This is a genomic window from Vibrio sp. MM46 (genome assembly GCF_027587135.1).
Lineage (GTDB): Bacteria > Pseudomonadota > Gammaproteobacteria > Enterobacterales > Vibrionaceae > Vibrio > Vibrio harveyi.
In genome coordinates this window covers 44,781-64,162 of the sequence record NZ_JAPPTO010000023.1, presented here as the reverse complement: position 1 = coordinate 64,162, position 19,382 = coordinate 44,781, and the positions used below count along the sequence as shown (strand labels likewise).

Here is a 19,382-nt window from a genome sequence, read left to right as displayed (position 1 = left end):
GAGAAAATTATGATGAACCAAGCTACTTCTACAGCAGCACCAATCTCGAGCACGACTCGCTGGTTACGCTGGGCTAACTTGGCATTCATGTTGTATCTGCTTCTTCTAGCAGTATCTATGGTTGGTAGCGGCTTCAAATGGGCGACTGGCGATCAAGCTAAAGTACTCTTTGAATTTGCGTCTCACCCAGTCGCAGGTCTAATGATCGGTTTGGTGGCTACGGCACTGATCCAATCTTCCAGTACCGTAACTTCTATTATTGTAGGTTTGGTTGCAGGTGGTCTACCTGTAGAAACCGCTATCCCTATGGTAATGGGTGCGAACATCGGTACAACCGTAACAAATACACTGGTTTCGCTTGGTCACGTTCGTTGTAAAGACGAATTCAAACGTGCATTCGCAAGCGCAACAATCCACGATTTCTTCAACTTACTTGCAGTACTGATCTTCCTACCACTGGAAATGATGTTCGGCATCCTAGAGAAAATCTCTCACTGGTTGGTGTCACCATTACTAAACACAGGTGATATGAGTATGAAAGGCTTTGATTTCATCAAGCCAATCACGAAACCAGTAGTAAGTGCAATCAAAGAGCCACTAGCAACATTTGGCGACACTATGGGTGGCGTAGCGCTAATCGCTCTAGGTATCGGTACTATCTTCGTAGCTATCACTGTTATGGGTAAGCTAATGAAGAGCCTAATGGTTGGTCGTGCACGTGACATCCTTAAGAACGCAATCGGTCGTGGTCCTATCCACGGTATCGTATCGGGCTCAGTAGTAACTGTTCTTGTTCAGTCTTCTTCTACGACAACAAGTCTAATGGTTCCACTTGTAGGCTCAGGTGTTCTAAAAGTACGTGACATCTACCCGTTCACTCTTGGTGCAAACATTGGTACATGTATCACGGCTCTACTAGCAGCAACAGCGGTATCTGGCGAGTTCGCAGTATTCGCACTACAAATTGCACTAGTACACCTAACGTTCAACATTCTGGCGACACTGTTCATCTTCGGTATCCCGTTCCTACGTGAGATTCCAGTGAAATGTGCAGAAGTGATTTCAGAAATGGCGATTAAGAACAAAGCAGTTGTAGCAGGTTACCTACTAGCAGTATTCATCGTGCTACCAGGTTCTATCCTTGCTCTGACAGCATAATAATAAGATTACCATCGCTTATTTAGGCTCCACTTCGGTGGAGCCTTTTTCCGTTTTGGGGAAGCGAGAAGCGCTCTCATTTCTTAATCACGCAGTAAACTATGGTAAAAGAGATTCCCGACGACGCTCCTTCTTCGCTTTCGGAAATGACACCGTTTGATTTCAGAGTGATTGAACGTCATCCTCAAGAGCGCGGCGCGAGCGAGTTGGGGATCTTTTATTCCCTCTCACGTCTCGAAGCGAAGCGTTCCTCAGGGCAAAGCCCGCTCCCGGCTCTCGAAGCGCAGCATTCTATAGGGTGAAGCCCGTTCCCTTCTTTCCCTGCCCTTCAGGCGTAAAAAAGCCGCCATGCAGGCGGCTTAGAAAACTCAACATACTCGTTAAACTGAGAACGGGTACTGAATTGGATCGTGATGCTCGTAACCTTCTACCCAGAAGTCATCTAGGGTTACCCATGTTTCTAAATCTTCTAGCGATTTAATTTCTGGGTTGATGTGGAAAGTTGCGGCTTTTAGTGGCTCACGTTTCAACTGAATGTCACGCATTGGTGCAAGCTGATCTTCGTAGATGTGTGCGTTAACAATCTTGTGGTATGCCTGACCAGGTTTCTTGCCCGTGATTTGCGCCATGATTGCCAAGAACACATACACTTGAACCATATTGAAATTCAGACCTAGCGGGACATCACAAGAGCGTTGCGTGCTGTTTAAGTAGAGCGTGTCACCTAACAGTGAGAAGTGGTGGCTGTACATACATGGACGCAAACAACCCATGTGGAATTCACCCGGGTTGTAGAAGTTTAGGATTTCACCACGGTCATCAACACCACGCGTTAAATCATCCACAATCTTACGCAGTTGGTCGATATGACCGCCATCTGGCTTCGCCCATGAACGACCTTGAACGCCATATACACGTCCCATGTCATCTTCACCTTTGCGGAACGGGTTGTTTAGCCATGCTTCATTTAGGTTTGCGTTCGCATCCCACGTTTTCGTACCTAGCTTACGGAAATCTTCTGCGTTGTCGTAGCCACGAATGTAGCCAAGTAGCTCAGCAACTGCCGCTTTCCAAAAGCTCTTACGTGTCGTAACTAATGGGAATTGGTTGTTGGCAACATCGTAGGTCAAGTCTGCGTTGATCACCGTTAGGCAGCGTTTGCCTGTGCGCTCGTTTTCAACCCAAGTGCCTTGGTCAACGATACGCTGACACAAATCTAAATACTGTTTCACACCAATTCCTTACTTCGTTTCTGCTTGGACTTTGTCTTGGTAAAGACCACGTTTGTACGCCCAAACCATCATAAGAACACCCAGAATGATCATCGGTGACGATAGGATTTGTCCCATCGAAATGTAACCACCAAATAGACCAAGCTGTGCATCCGGTTCGCGAACAAACTCAACTAGGAAACGGAATGTACCATATCCAGCTAAAAATAGCCCTGATACCGCACCTAAAGGACGAGGCTTTTTGATGAACCAGTTCAGAATGAAGAACAGCACAATGCCCTCTAGGAACATCTCATAAAGCTGAGATGGGTGACGAGGCAGTGGGCCACCATTCGGGAAGATGATCGCCCATGGCACATCTGTTACGCGTCCCCAAAGTTCACTGTTCATGAAGTTACCCATACGCCCCATGCCAAGACCAAACGGCACGAGCGGAGCCACAAAGTCAGCCACACCGAAGAAAGTTCGACCATTCTTATGTGCGTACCAGAACATTGCCGTGATAACACCTAACAAACCGCCGTGGAATGACATGCCGCCAGTCCAAACTTTAAATAGGTATAGGGGGTCTGCTAAGAACAAATCAAAGTTGTAGAAGATAACGTAGCCAACTCGACCACCAATCACTACCCCAAGGAAACCAGCGAACAACAAGTCTGAAACTTGTTCACGCGTCCAACCACTACCCGGTTTATCTGCGCGACGATTTGCCAACCATAGTGCGAACATAAAGCCGACTAGGTACATCAAACCGTACCAACGAACAGAAACAGGACCAATAGAGACTAAAACCGGATCAATATTGGGAAATTCTAAGTATCCCTGAGACATAACTCATTCTCTTCTTATTACTAATAAAACAGGTGGACTTTACAGCAGCATGGTCGCTGCAACAAACATCAAGAACACAGCAAAGATCTTTTTTAAGACTGCCGTAGGAAGGTTGGTTGCCATTTTAGCGCCGACTTTCGTCGTGAGCATCGACGTCATCGCTATCGCCGCTAAAGCTGGTAGGTAAACATAGCCAATACTGTAGTCAGGTAACCCCTCAACTTTGTAGCCATGCAAGATAAATCCAATCATGCCTGAAATCGCAATGACACAACCGCATACCGATGAGGAGCCAACCGCTTTGCGCATTTCAATGCCATGCTTGTTTAAGAAAGGCACCGACAGAGAACCACCGCCAATACCAGCAAGACTAGAGACGACACCAATTCCCGTTCCGTACATCATAGTGACCGGACTACTCGGCATTGGCTTCTCACTTTTCGTCTTGATGGAGCGAAACATTTGTATTGCTAAGCACAGCACAATCACACCGAAGACTTTCGGTAGGTAATGAGTCGGGATCCATTCCGCGATATTAGCCCCAACAAAACCACCGATAACCACGCCAGGCATCAACCATTTGACGACAAACATATCGACATTCCCAAGCTTCAGGTGGTTCAGTGCAGAAGAACCTGACGTGACAATGATACTCGCCAATGACGTTGCTAATGCCATATGCATGCTCATTTCAGGAGAGATACCAGCAAGAGGAAGAAGGTATAGTAACGCAGGTACGACAATCAGCCCGCCTCCGATACCAAGAAGCCCCGCCATCACGCCTACAAAAGCGCCTAGCGCGAGCAATAATATAAATAAAGAGATGGTCACTGTTACCCTACTTCTTACCTGCACGAATAAAGCCGGCAAAGCCTTGCTGGATAAAGAAATCATGCATCATTTGATGGATTTCTTGCCCGTAAGAGCATGACATGGCTTTCTCGACGAGTTTTTCTAGTTCTTTTTGTTGGCTATGACGAATCAAATACTTCACCTTAGCCACGTTCGAGGTGTTCATGCTCAAACTGTTGTAGCCTAAGCCCAACAGGAGCAGCGCACCAAATGGATCACCTGCTAGCTCACCACAAATACACACAGGTACTTGATACTGGAGGCAAACATCGTGAATTTGTTTTAACGCTAACAACACCGCCGGATGCATGGATTCATAGACATCCGCAACACGGGAATTGTTCCGATCAACTGCCAACAAATATTGCGTTAAGTCGTTAGTACCCACCGAAACAAAGTCAACACGATGAGCAATGGCCGGTAACAAGTACACCATTGATGGGACTTCTATCATCACCCCAACCTTTGGTGCTTGAATTCGCTCATCCAGCAACACGACTTCACTGTACGCTTGATTGATAAGCGTAATCGCGTCATCGAGCTCTTTTATTCCCGAAACCATAGGAAGCAAAATACTTAAATTGCCGCTTTCAGCACTCGCCCTTAGCATCGCTCTCAGTTGGATCAAAAAGATATCCGGATGATCCAAAGTAAAACGAATACCGCGCCAGCCCAAGAACGGATTATCTTCATCAATCGGCAGATACGGCAATGGCTTATCACCACCGATGTCCAAGGTACGCATCACAACGCGCTGATTCGGATAACTATTAAGAATTGCTTGGTACTGATGATACTGCTCATCTTCTGAGGGAAAGTGATGCTGAAGTAAAAAAGCGATTTCTGTTCGATACAGACCAACGCCATCGACACCTGAGTTGATCGCGATATTGCTATCGGCACTCAACCCCGCGTTAAGCATCACTTCAATGTGGCAATCGTCTTTTGTAATGGCTGGCAGTGCCAAGTCTTTGTTCACCATGGCGAACAGTTCAGACTCCTCACTCACAAGGCTACGATACTCGCGTAGAAGCTGCCTGTTAGGTTCTAAATAGATCTCACCAGTGTAACCATCCACAATCCCCTTCTTGCCATTCACGACACTGGTGTTAATGTTCGCGCCCATGATGGCAGGTACACCCAATGCCCTTGAAAGAATCGCCGCGTGAGAGTTCGCTGCACCTTCCAATGACACGACCGCTAAAAGGTGTTGTTTTGGAATCGACGCTAATAACGTGGCCGTCAGTTCATTGGCAACCAAGATCACCGGACGATCGATCGAGGCATGTTCTTGCTCGCTATTGTGCAAGAAATAGAGCAGGCGTTGTCCTAATTCACGAATATCTTGCGCACGTTCACGCAGGTACACATCCGACATACGTGCAAAGCGGTTCGAATAGGTCTCAACAACTTGTCGCAACGCCCAATCTGCTCGGTCGCCTTTCTCGATCTGCTTCTTCAGATCACCACGCAACATTGGATCGTTAAGTAAGTGGGTAAAAAGGTCGAAGATCGCCAAGGCATCTTTATTGATTTCGCTGTCGAACTTTTTCCGCATACGGCGAAAATCACTCAATGCCCTCTCTACTGCAACCGCTAAAAGTTCATGCTCACGCTCTTTATCTAACGCTGACGCAGGAAACACATCATTTAAGTTTGGTTGTGTATTATCAAACCAGAACTCACCAATCGCTACCCCAGTTGAAGCCGGTAGGCCTTTGATCACCGTAGGTTTGGAAGCAAGTTGCCAATGACCGAGGTTTTGCGCATGGGCAATGAGCACCGCAAGCTGTGCCGATAGGGTAACAAGGAAAGACTCTTCCATCTCACTGAACAAACGTGGTGTTTTCTGCTGGATAACCAACACGCCAAGTACTTGTTTGCGATGAATGATTGGCGTACCAAGGAAGGAGTGATAAACCTGCTCGCCTAATTGGGGGAAGAATTTGAAATCAGGGTGAGTGGAAGCTTCTGCTAAGTTAAGTGGCTCTGCACTGCGCTTCACCAAACCAACCAAGCCTTCATTGAAGTTGATATGGATGCTATCGCCTTCAAAAATAAGGCCTTGAGTTGCCATTAACTCAAGGCGCTGCATTTCTTCGTTAGCAAGATAGATAGTACAACATTCAGTGCATAGGGCGGCACAAGTCTCTTTTACCAATATATCGAGTGCCAGATGCACATCATCGACTCTGGAGACTTTCTCAACTATTTCCCTTAGCTGACTGAGCATGTTAACCCTCTATCTACGTTGCTTTTTTCTTTTCCCTTTCGTCTTACGCTCTCGAAAAGGCATGGCTAAAGATGCAAACTCTTTCATTGCTCGACGGTATACGTCACGTTTGAAAGAAACAACTTGCCTAACTGGATACCAGTAGCTTACCCAGCGCCAACCATCAAATTCAGGGGATTTCCCGCGCTGCATATTGATGCGAGACTCATCGCACTCTAATCGCAGCAGAAACCATTTCTGTTTTTGGCCGATACAAACAGGCTTGGAGTCCCAACGCACCAATCGCTTTGGTAGCTTATATCTTAACCAATGACGACTTGTAGCGATGATCTTAACGTCTTTTTTCGTCAGACCGACTTCTTCATATAACTCCCTGAACATGGCTTGTTCAGGTGTTTCACCTTCGTCAATCCCACCTTGTGGAAATTGCCATGAGTGTTGCCCGTATCGTTTAGCCCAGAAGACCTGACCATGGTTATTACATATCACAATACCAACATTGAGTCGGTAACCATCGCCATCTATCACTGGCTAACCTCTATGAATAATTTTTTATTACCGTGATTTTTCCACATATCCCCATTACTAGCAAACTTACTGATGTGATATGAGCAAGATTTATTACCTTTCGCCCCGTTTTGGATATCTTTTGAACAGACATTATTTTATCAACACAAGTTTGAGACATAGCCCACATTTATTCACCTTTTCTGTGAATAACTTTGTGAAGAAAACGCTATCAACAAAGAATTTTGTTCAAAACCATTATTGTCGACATTTATAAAGGCTCAACCAAAAATAGATAACTAAATGATTAAAAAGGAATAAAAAGCAATATTGATGATTTATTGATCTTATTTGCCTTGATGATCTTTTCATCAAATACAGATCGGTCAAAGATCGCACAATCGGTTATTTATCCACATTCGACAGGTAGGACTTCATGGCATCTCAATAAAAGCAAGTCTCAATCGCTACCTAAACCCCTGTTTATTCATCCAGCTCAGCTAGAGATCCTATTGGTCACTTCCTAATCTGTGGATAAGTTATGAATTGATCATTCTTAATCCAGCTCGATGAAATCTTAGACAGAGGATTTTATTCAAATTTGTTAGACTAGATGTTTTCCAATACCACCTTGTCATTATGAAACCAGAACCACAATCCGAAGCTGAACTGATGGAACGCGCGCACGACATTGCTGGCTTAAGCTTTGCTGAGCTTGCCGAAGAGGCTGGCATGACCGTTCCAGAGAACTTGAAACGCGACAAAGGTTGGGTTGGTCAATTGCTTGAATGGCATTTGGGTGCGCCTTCGGGTAGTAAGCCGCAACAAGATTTCGCTAAACTTGGGATCGAACTAAAAAGCATTCCGATCAGTTATTCTGGTAAGCCATTGGAAACCACTTTTGTCTCTGTAGCACCATTGACTGGTGTACAAGGCTTAACATGGGAAACCAGTCACGTACGCAACAAACTTTCCCGCGTACTTTGGGTTCCCGTGGAAGGCGAGCGCGAAATTCCTTTAGCAGAGCGACGAGTTGGCAGTCCATTGATTTGGTCACCAGACCAGGAAGAGGAGCTAGTCCTAAAAAACGATTGGGAAGAGCTGATGGAAATGATCGTGTTAGGTAAGTTTGATCAAATTTCCGCCAGACATGGAGAGGCACTGCACTTACGACCGAAAGCTGCAAACGCAAAAGCTTTAACAGAAGCATACAGTTCAAATGGTAAACCGATCAAAACCCTGCCTCGCGGATTCTACCTCAGAACACAGTTTACTGAGCAGATCCTACTGAAGCACTATATCAACGCTCAATCCGAGTAACTAGGTTCTGTTGGTCTTTTGCGGTTCATTTCTACAGCGTTATCGGCTTCTCATGTAGGCGAGCTACGCTTCAAAGCCTTTGTCTTGTAGAGATTTCCCACAAAGTGCGGCAAAAATCAGCTCAAAAGATCAACAGCCCCTAATGCGTTACCAGTGACAATTCAATATCACAATATGAGGCTGCGCCATCGCTACCAAATTCATCGTACGCGTTGTGCAGTCTTAAATAAGCTTTATCAATCCCCAACCTAAGCAGTTCTTCTTTCACCAAGTCTAACGATCCAAAGTGAATCGGATCTTCGCCATCTTTGATCGGCTCAAGTTGGTGTTTGTACTCCACTGCTAATAGATAGTCAGAGACATCAGAACAACCTATCACAAAGACCTTCGGTGTTTTGTAGGAGTCTTTGTGGTGGCCATGCAACCACATGTCGAGTTGATGCTTCTGCATAATGCACCTCCTTCACAAGATCTTTTAAGTCTAGTTACCGTATTGATAACTTTCGAGTTAACTACAAAGCGAAAGTTAAATCATTTGCGACAGCGACTAAAAATCCCCTATATTGGAATGACTTATTCAGTCGGTAATTCTTCAAGGACGTGAAATGCAATATACAAAACTACCGCACTCATCACTCGAGATCAGTAAGATCTGCCTTGGCACTATGACGTTTGGTGAGCAAAACACCGAACAAGAAGCGTTTCAACAACTCGACTTCGCCCTCGACCGTGGCGTGAACTTTATTGATACTGCAGAGATGTATCCCGTTCCACCAAAAGCAGAAACACAAGGACTCACTGAGCAATATATTGGAAATTGGTTAGCGAAAAGTGGCAAGCGCGAAAAAGTGGTATTGGCAACGAAAGTCGCTGGTCCACGCAACGTGCCTTATATTCGAGAGAACATGAGTCTGAATCGTCGCCATATTCATACCGCTATCGATGACAGTCTCAAGCGTCTACAAACCGATTATGTCGATCTATACCAATTGCACTGGCCACAACGCCAAACCAACTGCTTTGGTCAACTCAACTACCCTTACCCAGATAAGCAAGAAGAAGTCACACTGATCGAAACACTTGAAGCACTGACCGAACTAGTTAAAGCAGGCAAGGTACGTTACATAGGTGTATCGAACGAAACCCCATGGGGTGTGATGTCACTGCTGCGTTTAGCAGAAAAACACGATCTGCCTAGAATAGTTTCAATCCAAAACCCATATAACTTGTTGAACCGCAGCTTTGAAGTTGGTTTGTCTGAAATCAGCCATTATGAAGGCGTTCAGCTACTTGCTTACTCACCTCTAGCCTTTGGTTGTTTAAGCGGTAAATACCTCAACGATGCGAAGCCAGAAGGTGCCCGATGCACTATTTGGGAACGCTTTGCTCGTTACTTCACTCCACAAGGCGTGAAAGCAACAGAAGCATACGTCAATCTAGCTCGTGACCATGGTTTGGATCCTTCGCAAATGGCACTTGCCTTCGTCAATCAGCGACCATTTGTGGGTTCTAATATCATTGGCGCTACTAACCTAGAACAACTTAAATCCAATATCGACAGTATCGATGTTCACCTCAGTGAAGCGTTACTAAATGATATCCAAGCGATTGGCACCACTTACTCAAACCCTTGTCCGTAAGACTTCATGTTGACGTGACCAACACACTAAAGTAACGGACACTAAAAACAAAACGGGCTGACCATAATGGTCAGCCTGTTTTGTTTCTATCAAGCCCAAATTGAACCAAGTGCATTAAGGAAAGTTCAATTTGGGCTTTTGATTACGTCAGTATTCGCGAAGTTAAAACTCGGCGAAGATGGCGAACTCGACGATCAACTTTTACGGCGTCTGGGACGCTAGTTCGAGTTGAGCGGCCGTCTTTATCTAAGCCAATATCTTTTAGCAAGTGTTCGTTAGTCCATGGAATATCATGTGAGCTACGACGAACCATACGTTGCCATTGTTTTTCTTCACGTTTTAGATCTGCTTTCAATAGCACAGTTGCTAGTTTCAGATAGATAGAGTGACGCATAACTTATTCTCCAAATTGCGATAAAGGATCGACTGGGAAAAATAGTGCGTAATTGGACAGAAAAATTCTGTTGAGACTAAGCCGCTACTTTTCCGCAGCCTAGTAAAAGAGATAGGTTACGGATTAATTTAATCTAATGAGCCAGTGGCATCCTGTTTAGTCGCATCAAAGGTTGAGCGAACAGCAGGCATACGATCAGCGCAAGCAGTGGTGTTAACAACGTAATGTTTCATCTTGCGCCTCCTAGCTAAAAATTAATCCGTGATTGATGTGGTATAACTCTTTGAGTTACGGCTAAATTGTAAGCAACGGAGGATATTTATCAAACAATTTTTATCCTTTCGATTAAAAACAAACCAATGACCTAAAATTAGGTTTCATATGGTTTTTTGAATAACATATTCAACTAAGGAATATATAAAACATCGAGTTTTATAAATAACCGAATTCTATTCACAAAAAAGGAGCGCATATGCACTCCTTTTTGGGATAAGTTGTTTCGTCAGCACTTACTGATTCAAATTAGATTAAACCGTCTGCTCTGAAATCAAATTATGCTTGTTCAATAGTCGATACATGGTTGCGCGCGATACGCCAAGCTCTTTCGCTGCGTTCGATACCTGACCGGAATGTGATTCCAACACAACAAGCAGTGCATCACGCTCGCTCTTTTCACGAATTGACTTCAAGCTACGTTTAGAATCATTGCGTTGCGGAAGATCAAGATGATGTTCTTCAATCATTACGCTATCCGACATCAGTACAGCACGTTTGACTTGGTTCATCAACTCACGCACGTTACCTGGCCAGAAGTAACGTGTCAGTGCTTTCAGCGCATCTTCAGAAAAGCTTTTCGCCTGCGAGTTATATTCTTTTGAGAACTCTTGTAGGTAGAAGCGCGCTAATAGTGCGATATCACTTGCGCGTTCTTTCAAGCTTGGCACATTAATGCGAAGCACATTGATGTAATGGTAAAGCTCTTCATTGAAGTCACCATCAATCAGTGCTTTTTCAACATCAGAAGAGTTAGCAGCAAGAATACGAACGTTAACATTTTTCGCACCATCACGAGTTTCAATCGTGCCTTCTTGCAAGAAACGCAGAAGGTTCATCTGCTGTTCTTTAGAGATGGTCAAGATATCGTTGAAAAGCACGGTACCACCATCAGCCTGCTCAAGCAGACTTGCTTCCATATCGTCATCAGCATCAATGCCAAAGACTTCGGCTTGGAAGCGTTGCTCGTTAAGCGCGCGACAGTTAATTGATAGGAATGGCTTGTGAGAACGTGAGGATACTTTATGAATCGCACGTGCAACAGCTTCTTTGCCTGTACCGCTTTCACCATAGATTAGAATACTTACATCGGTTGGACCGATACGTTTCACTTGGTCACGTAGACGTTTCATTGGGATAGATTCGCCGATCAGCCCCATGTCTAAGCTGCTACCAAAGCTTGGCCATACTTTTTTCTCTAGCTTCAACATACCAAGTTGGTGACCAATGGTACTCAATAGCTGTGCATCAGGGATTGGTGCCGTGAAAAAGTCGATACAGAAGTTCACAATGAACTGACAGATGGTATCAGTTCCGAGTTGAGATTCACGGATGAAGGCTAACCAACGAACGTGCTTGTGAGAACTCACTAAGTTCGCCAAACCATTAAGACTGAACTCGTCATGGCTAAGGTCAACTATACCAATACATGGACCAATATCTTCTAACAATGTGTTGGCTTTACGTAAATCACCCACTTGGTGACATTTCCATCCCACTTGCTCTAGCACCGAAAGCCAAGGTTCATAAGTACCGCCAACTACTACAAGCGATCCCGGAATGGAATCCATCTTAAACTGCCCAGCCATTCTCTAACCCTTATTGATTGTTCATAGAAATTTCGCGCCACAAACCCATCTTTGCGAACGGGTAACATTATCGAGACTACGCGCGCTGAAGTCTGTCTCAATATTAAGACTATGCAACAGATTGAGATTTGGCGAATGCTTATTTAGACCTCTTATATACAATCAAATGCAAACAGTTGAATTTATTCAAATTAAAGATACAAAAAAACCACCCGAAGGTGGTTTTTTCATTACTCAGCGAGGAGATTACGCTTGTGGGCGCATCGCTGGGAATAGGATCACGTCACGGATAGTGTGCGTGTTAGTCAGCAGCATAACTAGGCGGTCGATACCGATACCTTGACCTGCTGTTGGTGGTAGACCGTGCTCTAGTGCAGTGATGTAGTCTGCATCGTAGAACATTGCTTCGTCATCACCAGACTCTTTCGCTTCCACCTGTGCTTTGAAACGCGCGTCTTGGTCTTCTGCATCGTTAAGCTCAGAGAAGCCGTTTGCTACTTCACGACCACCGATGAAGAACTCAAAGCGGTCTGTGAAGAATGGGTTGTCATCGCTACGACGAGCCAGAGGAGAGATGTCCGCTGGGTAGCCAGTGATGAACGTTGGCTGCATTAGCTTAGGTTCTGCAGTTTCACCGAAGATTTCTTCAAGAAGCTGACCACATGTCCAGAAAGGTTCGACTTCAACGTGCACTGATTTCGCGATAGAAACCATTAGGTCACGGTTTTGAATGTCTTCTTCTGTTAGCGCTTGGATTTGTGCGTGGTCTGGGTTGTAGTGCTTGATTGCTTCAAACATGCTCATACGAGTGTAAGTGCCACCAAACTCAACCGTGTCATCACCGTAAGGCATTGACGTTGAACCTAGAACTTCTAGAGCGACTGAGCTTAGTAGTTCTTCAGTTAGGTCCATAAGATCTTTGTAATCCGCGTACGCCATGTAGAATTCCATCATTGTGAATTCTGGGTTGTGACGTGGAGAAAGACCTTCGTTACGGAAGTTACGGTTGATTTCGAATACGCGATCAAAACCACCAACAACTAGACGTTTCAGGTATAGCTCAGGCGCGATACGTAGGTACATTGGCATGTCTAGTGCGTTGTGGTGCGTGATAAATGGACGCGCACTCGCACCGCCAGGGATAACGTGCATCATTGGCGTTTCAACTTCCATGAACTGTTTAGAGATCATGAAGTTACGGATTGCAGACATTACTTTAGAACGTACTACGAACGCTTGACGAGAATCTTCGTTAACGATTAGGTCAACGTAACGTTGACGGTAACGCATCTCTTGGTCAGTTAGACCGTGGAACTTCTCTGGTAGTGGACGAAGTGCTTTAGTTAGCAACTCGTACTCTTCCATGTTCACGTATAGGTCGCCTTTACCTGATTTGTGCAGCGCACCTTTAACACCGATGATGTCACCGATATCAAGACCTTGGTATTTGTCTTTTAGTACTTTTTGAACCGCTTTGTCAGCGTAAGCTTGAATACGACCAGAAGTCTCTTGGATTACTAAGAATGGACCACGCTTAGCCATGATACGACCAGCGATTGCAACTACGTGGTTAAGCTCTTCTAGCTCTTCCTTCGTCTTTTCACCGAACTCTTTTTGAAGGTCGCCCGCTAGTGCGTCACGACGGAAGTCGTTTGGGTGGCCATTTGCTTTGCAGCTCTTTCGGATTTCATCCAGTTTAGCGCGGCGTTCAGCAATTAGCTTGTTTTCTTCTTGTACAGTTTCGTTTTGAACAGCATCAGTCATTTTCGATGTATCCTGTTTTTGTCGGTGAAAAGCTTTATAGACCTGATTTCAGGCTAGCTTCAATAAATTTGTCCAGATCGCCATCAAGAACCGCTTGAGTATTACGGTTTTCAACGCCCGTACGGAGGTCTTTAATGCGTGAGTCATCCAATACGTAAGAACGGATCTGGCTACCCCAGCCAATGTCAGACTTAGCGTCTTCATTAGCTTGTTTTTCCGCGTTTTGCTTTTGCAATTCAAGCTCAAATAGCTTCGCTCGAAGCTGTTTCATTGCCTGATCTTTGTTCTTATGTTGAGAACGGTCATTCTGACACTGAACCACTGTGTTCGTTGGTACGTGTGTAATACGAACCGCAGATTCGGTGGTGTTTACGTGCTGACCACCAGCACCTGACGCACGGTAAACGTCGATACGTAGGTCAGATGGGTTAATGTCGATATCAATGTTTTCATCAATCTCTGGGTAGATAAACGCAGAAGCAAATGAAGTATGACGACGACCGCCTGAATCGAATGGCGATTTACGAACTAGGCGGTGAACGCCTGTTTCTGTGCGTAGCCAGCCGTAAGCGTACTCACCAGAGATCTTCACTGTTGCGCCCTTAAGACCCGCAACTTCGCCTTCCGATACTTCGATCACCTCAGACTTGAAGCCTTTTGCTTCAGCCCAACGTAGGTACATACGTAGCATCATGTTGGTCCAGTCTTGTGCCTCTGTACCACCGGAGCCAGCTTGCAAATCAATGTAGCAATCAGAGCTGTCATGGTCACCAGAGAACATACGACGGAATTCAAGCTGTTCTAGCTTCTCTTCCAACTCAGCAAGTTCTGGTTCGATTTCGTCAAACGTTTCTTGATCTTCTTCTTCAACCGCAAGCTCAAGAAGACCTTCAACGTCCTCTACACCTTGCTCTAGTTGATCGATAGTTTCAACAACCGCTTCAAGAGATGCACGCTCTTTACCTAGTGCTTGTGCACGTTCTGGTTCGTTCCATACATCTGGTTGTTCAAGTTCTGCGTTGACTTCTTCTAGACGCTCTTTCTTAGCGTCATAGTCAAAGATACCCCCTCAGGACATTCGTGCGCTCAGACACGTCCTGTAGACGGTTTTTAATTGGATTGATTTCAAACATGTTGGCTCAACATTTTAGAATAGAATTTAACCGAGAAATTCTACTCAAAAATGTGACCGAGATACAGGAAAATTTCGGCTGGGAAATCAGATTGCAATTAGAGAGAGCACGGTCATAAAATTTTTGCCCCACAAAAAGGCGACCGTACTCTAAAAGAAGTGACTTTCTAGGTCCTACTTAGCTTCAATGTGATCAATCATTAACTGTAATGATTGATTGCCGCGAAACTCATTCACATCCAACTTATACGCGAGGCGTACTGTTTTCACTGATGCATCCGGCCAACGACGCAAGTCAACATTAAATGCAATGCCATCGATCATGACGTTTGTTGGATGACCTTTGAAAAGTGGTTCTAGCATCAGCTTAAGGTGCTTCTCACCGACCAGTTTCTGGTGCAATACTTTGAACTCACCATCAAAGATAGGTTCTGGGAACGCTTGCCCAAAAGGACCACCTGAGCGCAATTGTTCAGCAACATTCATCGAGAACTCTTCGGGTTTAAGCTCGCCGTCCGACATTACCACACCTTTCAGCGCCGCTTCGTCCAGTTCTTTCTTCACGACTTCATCAAACAAACGGCTAAAGCGCTCGAAGTCTTGTTCTTTGATGGTCAAGCCTGCCGCCATCGCGTGTCCACCAAATTTGATGATCAAGCCTGGGTTTTGCGTATCGATGAAATCCAGCGCGTCACGCATGTGTAGCCCCGGAATAGAGCGACAAGAACCTTTAATTGTCCCCTCTCCGCCATCGGCAAAGGCGATAACAGGACGATGGAACTTCTCTTTAATGCGCGAAGCAAGAATACCGATAACACCTTGGTGCCAATCACGTTGGAACAGTGCTAAACCGTAAGGCAATTCACTGTTTTCACCAAATTGAAGACGCTCACAAAAAGCCATCGCTTCTTGCTTCATCCCTTCTTCAATCTCTTTACGGGTTTGGTTCAAACCATCCAACTCACTCGCCATACGACGCGCCGCATGGATGTTGTTACACATCAGTAGTTCAACACCGAAAGACATGTCATCCAAACGACCTGCGGCATTAATACGAGGACCAAGTGCAAAGCCAAAATCAGATGCAACCAAACGACGAGCATCTCGCTTCGCGACTTCAATCAGAGCTTGAATTCCCGGGCGTGCTTTGCCTGCACGAATACGCTGCAAGCCTTGGTGCACAAGAATGCGGTTATTTTCATCCAGCGGCACAACGTCGGCGACGGTGCCGAGAGCAACCAAGTCGATCAACTCCATCAACTTAGGCTCTTGCATGCCTTGCTGCGCGAACCAATTTTGTTTACGCATGTACACACAAAGCGCCATCATCAAATAGAAAGCAACGCCAACCCCTGCCAATGCTTTCGATGGGAAAGCACAGCTGTCAAGGTTCGGGTTCACCATGGCATCCACATTCGGCAGCTCTTGCCCTGGTAAGTGATGGTCAGTAACCAGTACAGTAATGCCGTTTTCTTTGGCGTAGCGAACCCCTTCAATCGACGACACACCGTTGTCTACCGTCATAATCATCTCAGCACCCAGCTCTAACGCCTGGTCCACGACTTCAGGACTGAGGCCGTAGCCATCTTCAAAGCGGTTCGGCACCAAGTAGTCCACGTTATTACTGCCAAGCATACGTAGGGCAAGCACTGACAACGCCGAGCTAGTCGCGCCATCAGCATCAAAATCGCCAACGACAATAATGCACTTTTGCTCATTAATGGCTTGGAACAACAACTCAACCGCCTGGTCAATGCCACCCAACTGTTGGTAAGAATGTAAGCCACGAGCAGAAGTCTCTAACTGTGCTACATCTGTGATACCACGGTTAATGTAGATGCGCTTGAGAATAGGTGGAATGGAATCGGGAAGAAGAGAAAGATCCGGTTCAGGACGTCGTTGAATTTCTATCATGTTTGAAAAGAGCCAACGAATATCGCTGGCTCTGCTCCTTAAAGGATTATTGTTGCTCTAAACGTTTTAGTAGTTCAGCCGGTGGAAGGTAACCGCCTACGAGTTCACCACTTGGTAGGAAGATTGCTGGCGTACCAGAAATACCAAGTTCACGACCTAGGTTGTAGTGCGCTTGAATGGTTTCTTTGCACTGTTTTAGATCTTTCGCTGGATTGTCGAAAGTGCGCTCAACTTTTGCATTGTGCATTGCTGATTTCGGATCTTCTGCACACCAAATTGTCGCCATTTGTTCAGCAACTGGACCTGTTGCACCTTGACGAGGGTACGCCATGTAACGAACAGTAATACCCAAGTCGTTGTAACCTTGCATCTGGCTGTGTAGACGTACACAGTAACCACACGTGATATCGGTAAATACCGTCACCACATACTTCTCGTTGTCCGCTTTGTATTCAATCACGCTATCAGAGAACTTCGCGATTTTCTCTGCGTTCAATGGTGCTTGACGCTCAGCAATCACGTCTTTGTAGCCGCCGTTATCATCAATGGCGTAAAGTGTACCGGCAATAAAGTGGTTGCCATCGTTTGATGCGAACAACACACCACCATTGGTTTGGATTTCTAATAGTCCAGCAACGTCTGATGGTTGGATATCAAGAATAGACACACCCAGCTTAGAGAACTTCGCTTTTAGCGCAGCTTCATCAAAGTTCTGTTTTGCCGCTGGCGCGACTTGTTGTGCAGGAGTTTCCGTTTTTGCCTGACTTTCTTCAGCACCACAAGCGGTTACGAAAAACGGTAAAGTCAGCAGAGTTAGTCGGCGTAATACGCTCATTAAATTCACCTTAAAATAAAATCTTTTCATCCAATGAGACAAAGGATGAACCAAACCATCATTATGCTCTTGGGTGGTGTTGACTGTGGATCTGTTTCAATCGTTCAGTCGCCACGTGAGTATAAATTTGCGTTGTCGATAAGTCACTATGCCCCAACAGCATCTGTACGACCCTGAGATCTGCGCCATAGTTCAATAAGTGTGTCGCAAAAGCATGGCGCAATACGTGTGGAGACAGTTGGTCAGTATCAATACCCGCTATCACAGCGTAGTACTTGATACGGTGCCAAAAGGTCTGACGGGTCATTTGTCTCGCACGTTTACTTGGGAATACCACATCCGACGTAGTCTCTCCCAATAGAGCAGACCGACCTTGCTGGATAAAAGTTTCAATCCAATCGACCGCGTTTTCTCCCATAGGAACGAGGCGTTCTTTACCACCTTTACCGGTCACGCGCACTACCCCTTGACGCAAACTGACGTTTTCCATTGTCAGACTGACCAACTCTGTCACACGCAACCCAGTCGCGTAGAGTAGCTCAAGCATGGCTTTGTCTCGCAGCTCAACGGGATCATTAGGATCTGGCGCATCAAGCAGTGCGTCCACTTGCTCTTCACTGATGTCTTTAGGCAGACGCTGAGGCAACTTTGGGCTGACCAACAGCGCACTCGGATCATCGCCGCGTACTTTTTCACGGTGAATGTATTGGAACAAGCGACGAATCGCTGACAACATACGCGCGCGGGATGTCTGCTTGTAATCTAAATCAACGAGGTAACTTTGATACTCTTGCAGACCAGACAAACTGATGAAATCTAGACGGTAGCTATGTTGCTCCATCCACGCGAGCAATTTCATTAAATCATTTCGGTAGGAAGCCAACGTGTTCTCCGATAGACCACGCTCCATCCACATTGCATCTAAGAATTGTTCAACCAGACCAAAATCTTGTTGATTGACAGGCTGTTGTGCCGTCATGAACGCTTCCTTATCTGTTTATATTTACAGTATTGAGAGTAAGGCAACTGCTCAACCAATACCATAAAAAAATCATCTCCCGCGGGATATTCGCTGCAATCTTCCCCGATTTATGGTTAGAATCTGCCACAACAGCAACATAAAAAACGACGAATATAATGAAAATCGGACTCTTTTACGGCTCAACAACCTGCTACACAGAAATGGCAGCAGAGAAAATTCGCAATATCATTGGTAAAGACCTTGTCGACATTCACAACGTGAAAGAGACACCGCTGTCGCTGATGGCAGATTACGATTTACTGCTAATTGGTATCTCTACTTGGGACTTCGGTGAAATCCAAGAAGACTGGAGCGCTATCTGGGAAGATATTGCAACCACACCGCTAAAAGGCAAAGTCGTAGCTTTATTCGGCTTGGGAGACCAAGAAGGCTACGGCGAGTGGTACCTTGATGCGATGGGTCTACTGCATGACGAGCTAAAAGCAACGGGCGCGCAGTTTATTGGTTACTGGCCAAACGAAGGCTATGAGTTCGAAGCATCAAAAGCACTGACAGAAGATGGCAGTCAATTTGTCGGCTTAGCGTTGGATGAAGATTCCCAGTACGAACTCAGTGATGAGCGCATCGAGAAATGGTGTGAGCAAGTCTTAGTAGAGTTCCACGACACACTTTAAGTCATACGGCATCCAGCACTTGCTAGACAACAGATAAACAAAAAGCCCGGCG

Annotated in this window: 17 protein-coding genes; 4 read left to right on the top strand and 13 right to left on the bottom strand. The window is 45.5% G+C overall.

Annotated elements, in window-relative coordinates; genetic code table 11:
• Nucleotides 1-12: 12 nt before the first annotated feature.
• Nucleotides 13-1,158 carry a Na/Pi symporter gene (locus OH459_RS21700; protein ID WP_026000321.1) on the top strand — a complete coding sequence of 382 codons (1,146 nt, stop codon included), beginning with the start codon at nucleotides 13-15 and terminating at the stop codon, nucleotides 1,156-1,158.
• 380 nt (nucleotides 1,159-1,538) lie between these two features.
• On the opposite strand, the gene OH459_RS21695 is transcribed toward OH459_RS21700, so the two are convergent.
• From OH459_RS21695 to rppH, 5 genes are read right to left on the bottom strand one after another with little or no spacing between them, the layout of a single operon-like run.
• Nucleotides 1,539-2,390: a thymidylate synthase gene (locus tag OH459_RS21695; protein WP_005434888.1), complete on the bottom strand. Its 852-nt coding sequence runs from the start codon at nucleotides 2,388-2,390 to the stop codon at nucleotides 1,539-1,541.
• A 9-nt stretch (nucleotides 2,391-2,399) separates the two neighbouring features.
• Entirely contained in the window at nucleotides 2,400-3,221 is an 822-nt protein-coding gene (lgt, locus tag OH459_RS21690) for a prolipoprotein diacylglyceryl transferase (RefSeq protein WP_005447915.1), read from the bottom strand.
• Nucleotides 3,222-3,260: 39 nt separating this feature from the next.
• Nucleotides 3,261-4,052, bottom strand: a complete 792-nt coding sequence (locus OH459_RS21685) for a sulfite exporter TauE/SafE family protein (RefSeq protein WP_005447912.1) — start codon at nucleotides 4,050-4,052, stop codon at nucleotides 3,261-3,263.
• Nucleotides 4,053-4,059: 7 nt separating this feature from the next.
• Nucleotides 4,060-6,306, bottom strand: coding sequence for a phosphoenolpyruvate--protein phosphotransferase (gene ptsP, locus OH459_RS21680; RefSeq protein WP_005447910.1), 2,247 nt, complete (start codon nucleotides 6,304-6,306; stop codon nucleotides 4,060-4,062).
• A 9-nt stretch (nucleotides 6,307-6,315) separates the two neighbouring features.
• Nucleotides 6,316-6,834, bottom strand: a complete 519-nt coding sequence (gene rppH / locus OH459_RS21675) for an RNA pyrophosphohydrolase (protein WP_005434895.1) — start codon at nucleotides 6,832-6,834, stop codon at nucleotides 6,316-6,318.
• A 618-nt stretch (nucleotides 6,835-7,452) separates the two neighbouring features.
• Between rppH and mutH the strand changes: the two genes are divergently transcribed.
• Nucleotides 7,453-8,133 (top strand): DNA mismatch repair endonuclease MutH, encoded by a 681-nt coding sequence (gene mutH, locus OH459_RS21670; protein WP_005447908.1) that lies wholly within the window; start codon nucleotides 7,453-7,455, stop codon nucleotides 8,131-8,133.
• A 139-nt stretch (nucleotides 8,134-8,272) separates the two neighbouring features.
• On the opposite strand, the gene OH459_RS21665 is transcribed toward mutH, so the two are convergent.
• Complete coding sequence (locus OH459_RS21665) at nucleotides 8,273-8,584, bottom strand: DUF6482 family protein (RefSeq protein WP_005447906.1); 312 nt, start codon at nucleotides 8,582-8,584, stop codon at nucleotides 8,273-8,275.
• A gap of 154 nt (nucleotides 8,585-8,738) precedes the next feature.
• On the opposite strand from OH459_RS21665, the gene OH459_RS21660 reads away from it, so the two are divergent.
• Nucleotides 8,739-9,773 carry an NADP(H)-dependent aldo-keto reductase gene (locus OH459_RS21660; protein ID WP_005447904.1) on the top strand — a complete coding sequence of 345 codons (1,035 nt, stop codon included), beginning with the start codon at nucleotides 8,739-8,741 and terminating at the stop codon, nucleotides 9,771-9,773.
• Nucleotides 9,774-9,915: 142 nt separating this feature from the next.
• On the opposite strand, the gene OH459_RS21655 is transcribed toward OH459_RS21660, so the two are convergent.
• From OH459_RS21655 to xerD, 7 genes are all read right to left on the bottom strand, one after another.
• Complete coding sequence (locus OH459_RS21655; RefSeq protein WP_005447902.1) at nucleotides 9,916-10,167, bottom strand: hypothetical protein; 252 nt, start codon at nucleotides 10,165-10,167, stop codon at nucleotides 9,916-9,918.
• A 527-nt stretch (nucleotides 10,168-10,694) separates the two neighbouring features.
• Nucleotides 10,695-12,029: a cyclic-di-GMP-binding transcriptional regulator VpsR gene (gene vpsR, locus OH459_RS21650; protein ID WP_005447897.1), complete on the bottom strand. Its 1,335-nt coding sequence runs from the start codon at nucleotides 12,027-12,029 to the stop codon at nucleotides 10,695-10,697.
• Between the two features lie 246 nt (nucleotides 12,030-12,275).
• Entirely contained in the window at nucleotides 12,276-13,793 is a 1,518-nt protein-coding gene (gene lysS, locus OH459_RS21645; protein ID WP_005447896.1) for a lysine--tRNA ligase, read from the bottom strand.
• Between the two features lie 34 nt (nucleotides 13,794-13,827).
• Nucleotides 13,828-14,926, bottom strand: a protein-coding gene (gene prfB, locus OH459_RS21640; protein WP_100208484.1) for a peptide chain release factor 2 whose coding sequence is annotated in 2 segments (ribosomal slippage) — nucleotides 13,828-14,850 and nucleotides 14,852-14,926 — 1,098 coding nt in all. Because the reading frame shifts where the segments join, the coding sequence is not laid out codon by codon here.
• Nucleotides 14,927-15,099: 173 nt separating this feature from the next.
• Nucleotides 15,100-16,839 (bottom strand): single-stranded-DNA-specific exonuclease RecJ, encoded by a 1,740-nt coding sequence (gene recJ, locus OH459_RS21635; protein ID WP_269988680.1) that lies wholly within the window; start codon nucleotides 16,837-16,839, stop codon nucleotides 15,100-15,102.
• A 46-nt stretch (nucleotides 16,840-16,885) separates the two neighbouring features.
• Nucleotides 16,886-17,674, bottom strand: a complete 789-nt coding sequence (gene dsbC / locus OH459_RS21630) for a bifunctional protein-disulfide isomerase/oxidoreductase DsbC (protein ID WP_009697631.1) — start codon at nucleotides 17,672-17,674, stop codon at nucleotides 16,886-16,888.
• A gap of 61 nt (nucleotides 17,675-17,735) precedes the next feature.
• Nucleotides 17,736-18,653 carry a site-specific tyrosine recombinase XerD gene (gene xerD / locus OH459_RS21625; RefSeq protein WP_005447892.1) on the bottom strand — a complete coding sequence of 306 codons (918 nt, stop codon included), beginning with the start codon at nucleotides 18,651-18,653 and terminating at the stop codon, nucleotides 17,736-17,738.
• 158 nt (nucleotides 18,654-18,811) lie between these two features.
• On the opposite strand from xerD, the gene fldB reads away from it, so the two are divergent.
• Nucleotides 18,812-19,330 carry a flavodoxin FldB gene (gene fldB / locus OH459_RS21620; protein ID WP_269988678.1) on the top strand — a complete coding sequence of 173 codons (519 nt, stop codon included), beginning with the start codon at nucleotides 18,812-18,814 and terminating at the stop codon, nucleotides 19,328-19,330.
• The last annotated feature ends 52 nt before the right edge of the window (nucleotides 19,331-19,382 follow it).

Bases quoted from the DNA above. Each gene is read 5' to 3' on its own strand.
- OH459_RS21660 (WP_005447904.1), top strand. From the start codon at position 8,739: ATGCAATATACAAAACTACCGCACTCATCACTCGAGATCAGTAAGATC.
- dsbC (WP_009697631.1), bottom strand. From the start codon at position 17,674: ATGAGCGTATTACGCCGACTAACTCTGCTGACTTTACCGTTTTTCGTA.
- lgt (WP_005447915.1), bottom strand. From the start codon at position 3,221: ATGTCTCAGGGATACTTAGAATTTCCCAATATTGATCCGGTTTTAGTC.
- fldB (WP_269988678.1), top strand. From the start codon at position 18,812: ATGAAAATCGGACTCTTTTACGGCTCAACAACCTGCTACACAGAAATG.
- recJ (WP_269988680.1), bottom strand. From the start codon at position 16,839: ATGATAGAAATTCAACGACGTCCTGAACCGGATCTTTCTCTTCTTCCC.
- mutH (WP_005447908.1), top strand. From the start codon at position 7,453: ATGAAACCAGAACCACAATCCGAAGCTGAACTGATGGAACGCGCGCAC.
- vpsR (WP_005447897.1), bottom strand. From the start codon at position 12,029: ATGGCTGGGCAGTTTAAGATGGATTCCATTCCGGGATCGCTTGTAGTA.
- OH459_RS21665 (WP_005447906.1), bottom strand. From the start codon at position 8,584: ATGCAGAAGCATCAACTCGACATGTGGTTGCATGGCCACCACAAAGAC.
- ptsP (WP_005447910.1), bottom strand. From the start codon at position 6,306: ATGCTCAGTCAGCTAAGGGAAATAGTTGAGAAAGTCTCCAGAGTCGAT.
- lysS (WP_005447896.1), bottom strand. From the start codon at position 13,793: ATGACTGATGCTGTTCAAAACGAAACTGTACAAGAAGAAAACAAGCTA.
- OH459_RS21700 (WP_026000321.1), top strand. From the start codon at position 13: ATGAACCAAGCTACTTCTACAGCAGCACCAATCTCGAGCACGACTCGC.
- OH459_RS21655 (WP_005447902.1), bottom strand. From the start codon at position 10,167: ATGCGTCACTCTATCTATCTGAAACTAGCAACTGTGCTATTGAAAGCA.
- xerD (WP_005447892.1), bottom strand. From the start codon at position 18,653: ATGACGGCACAACAGCCTGTCAATCAACAAGATTTTGGTCTGGTTGAA.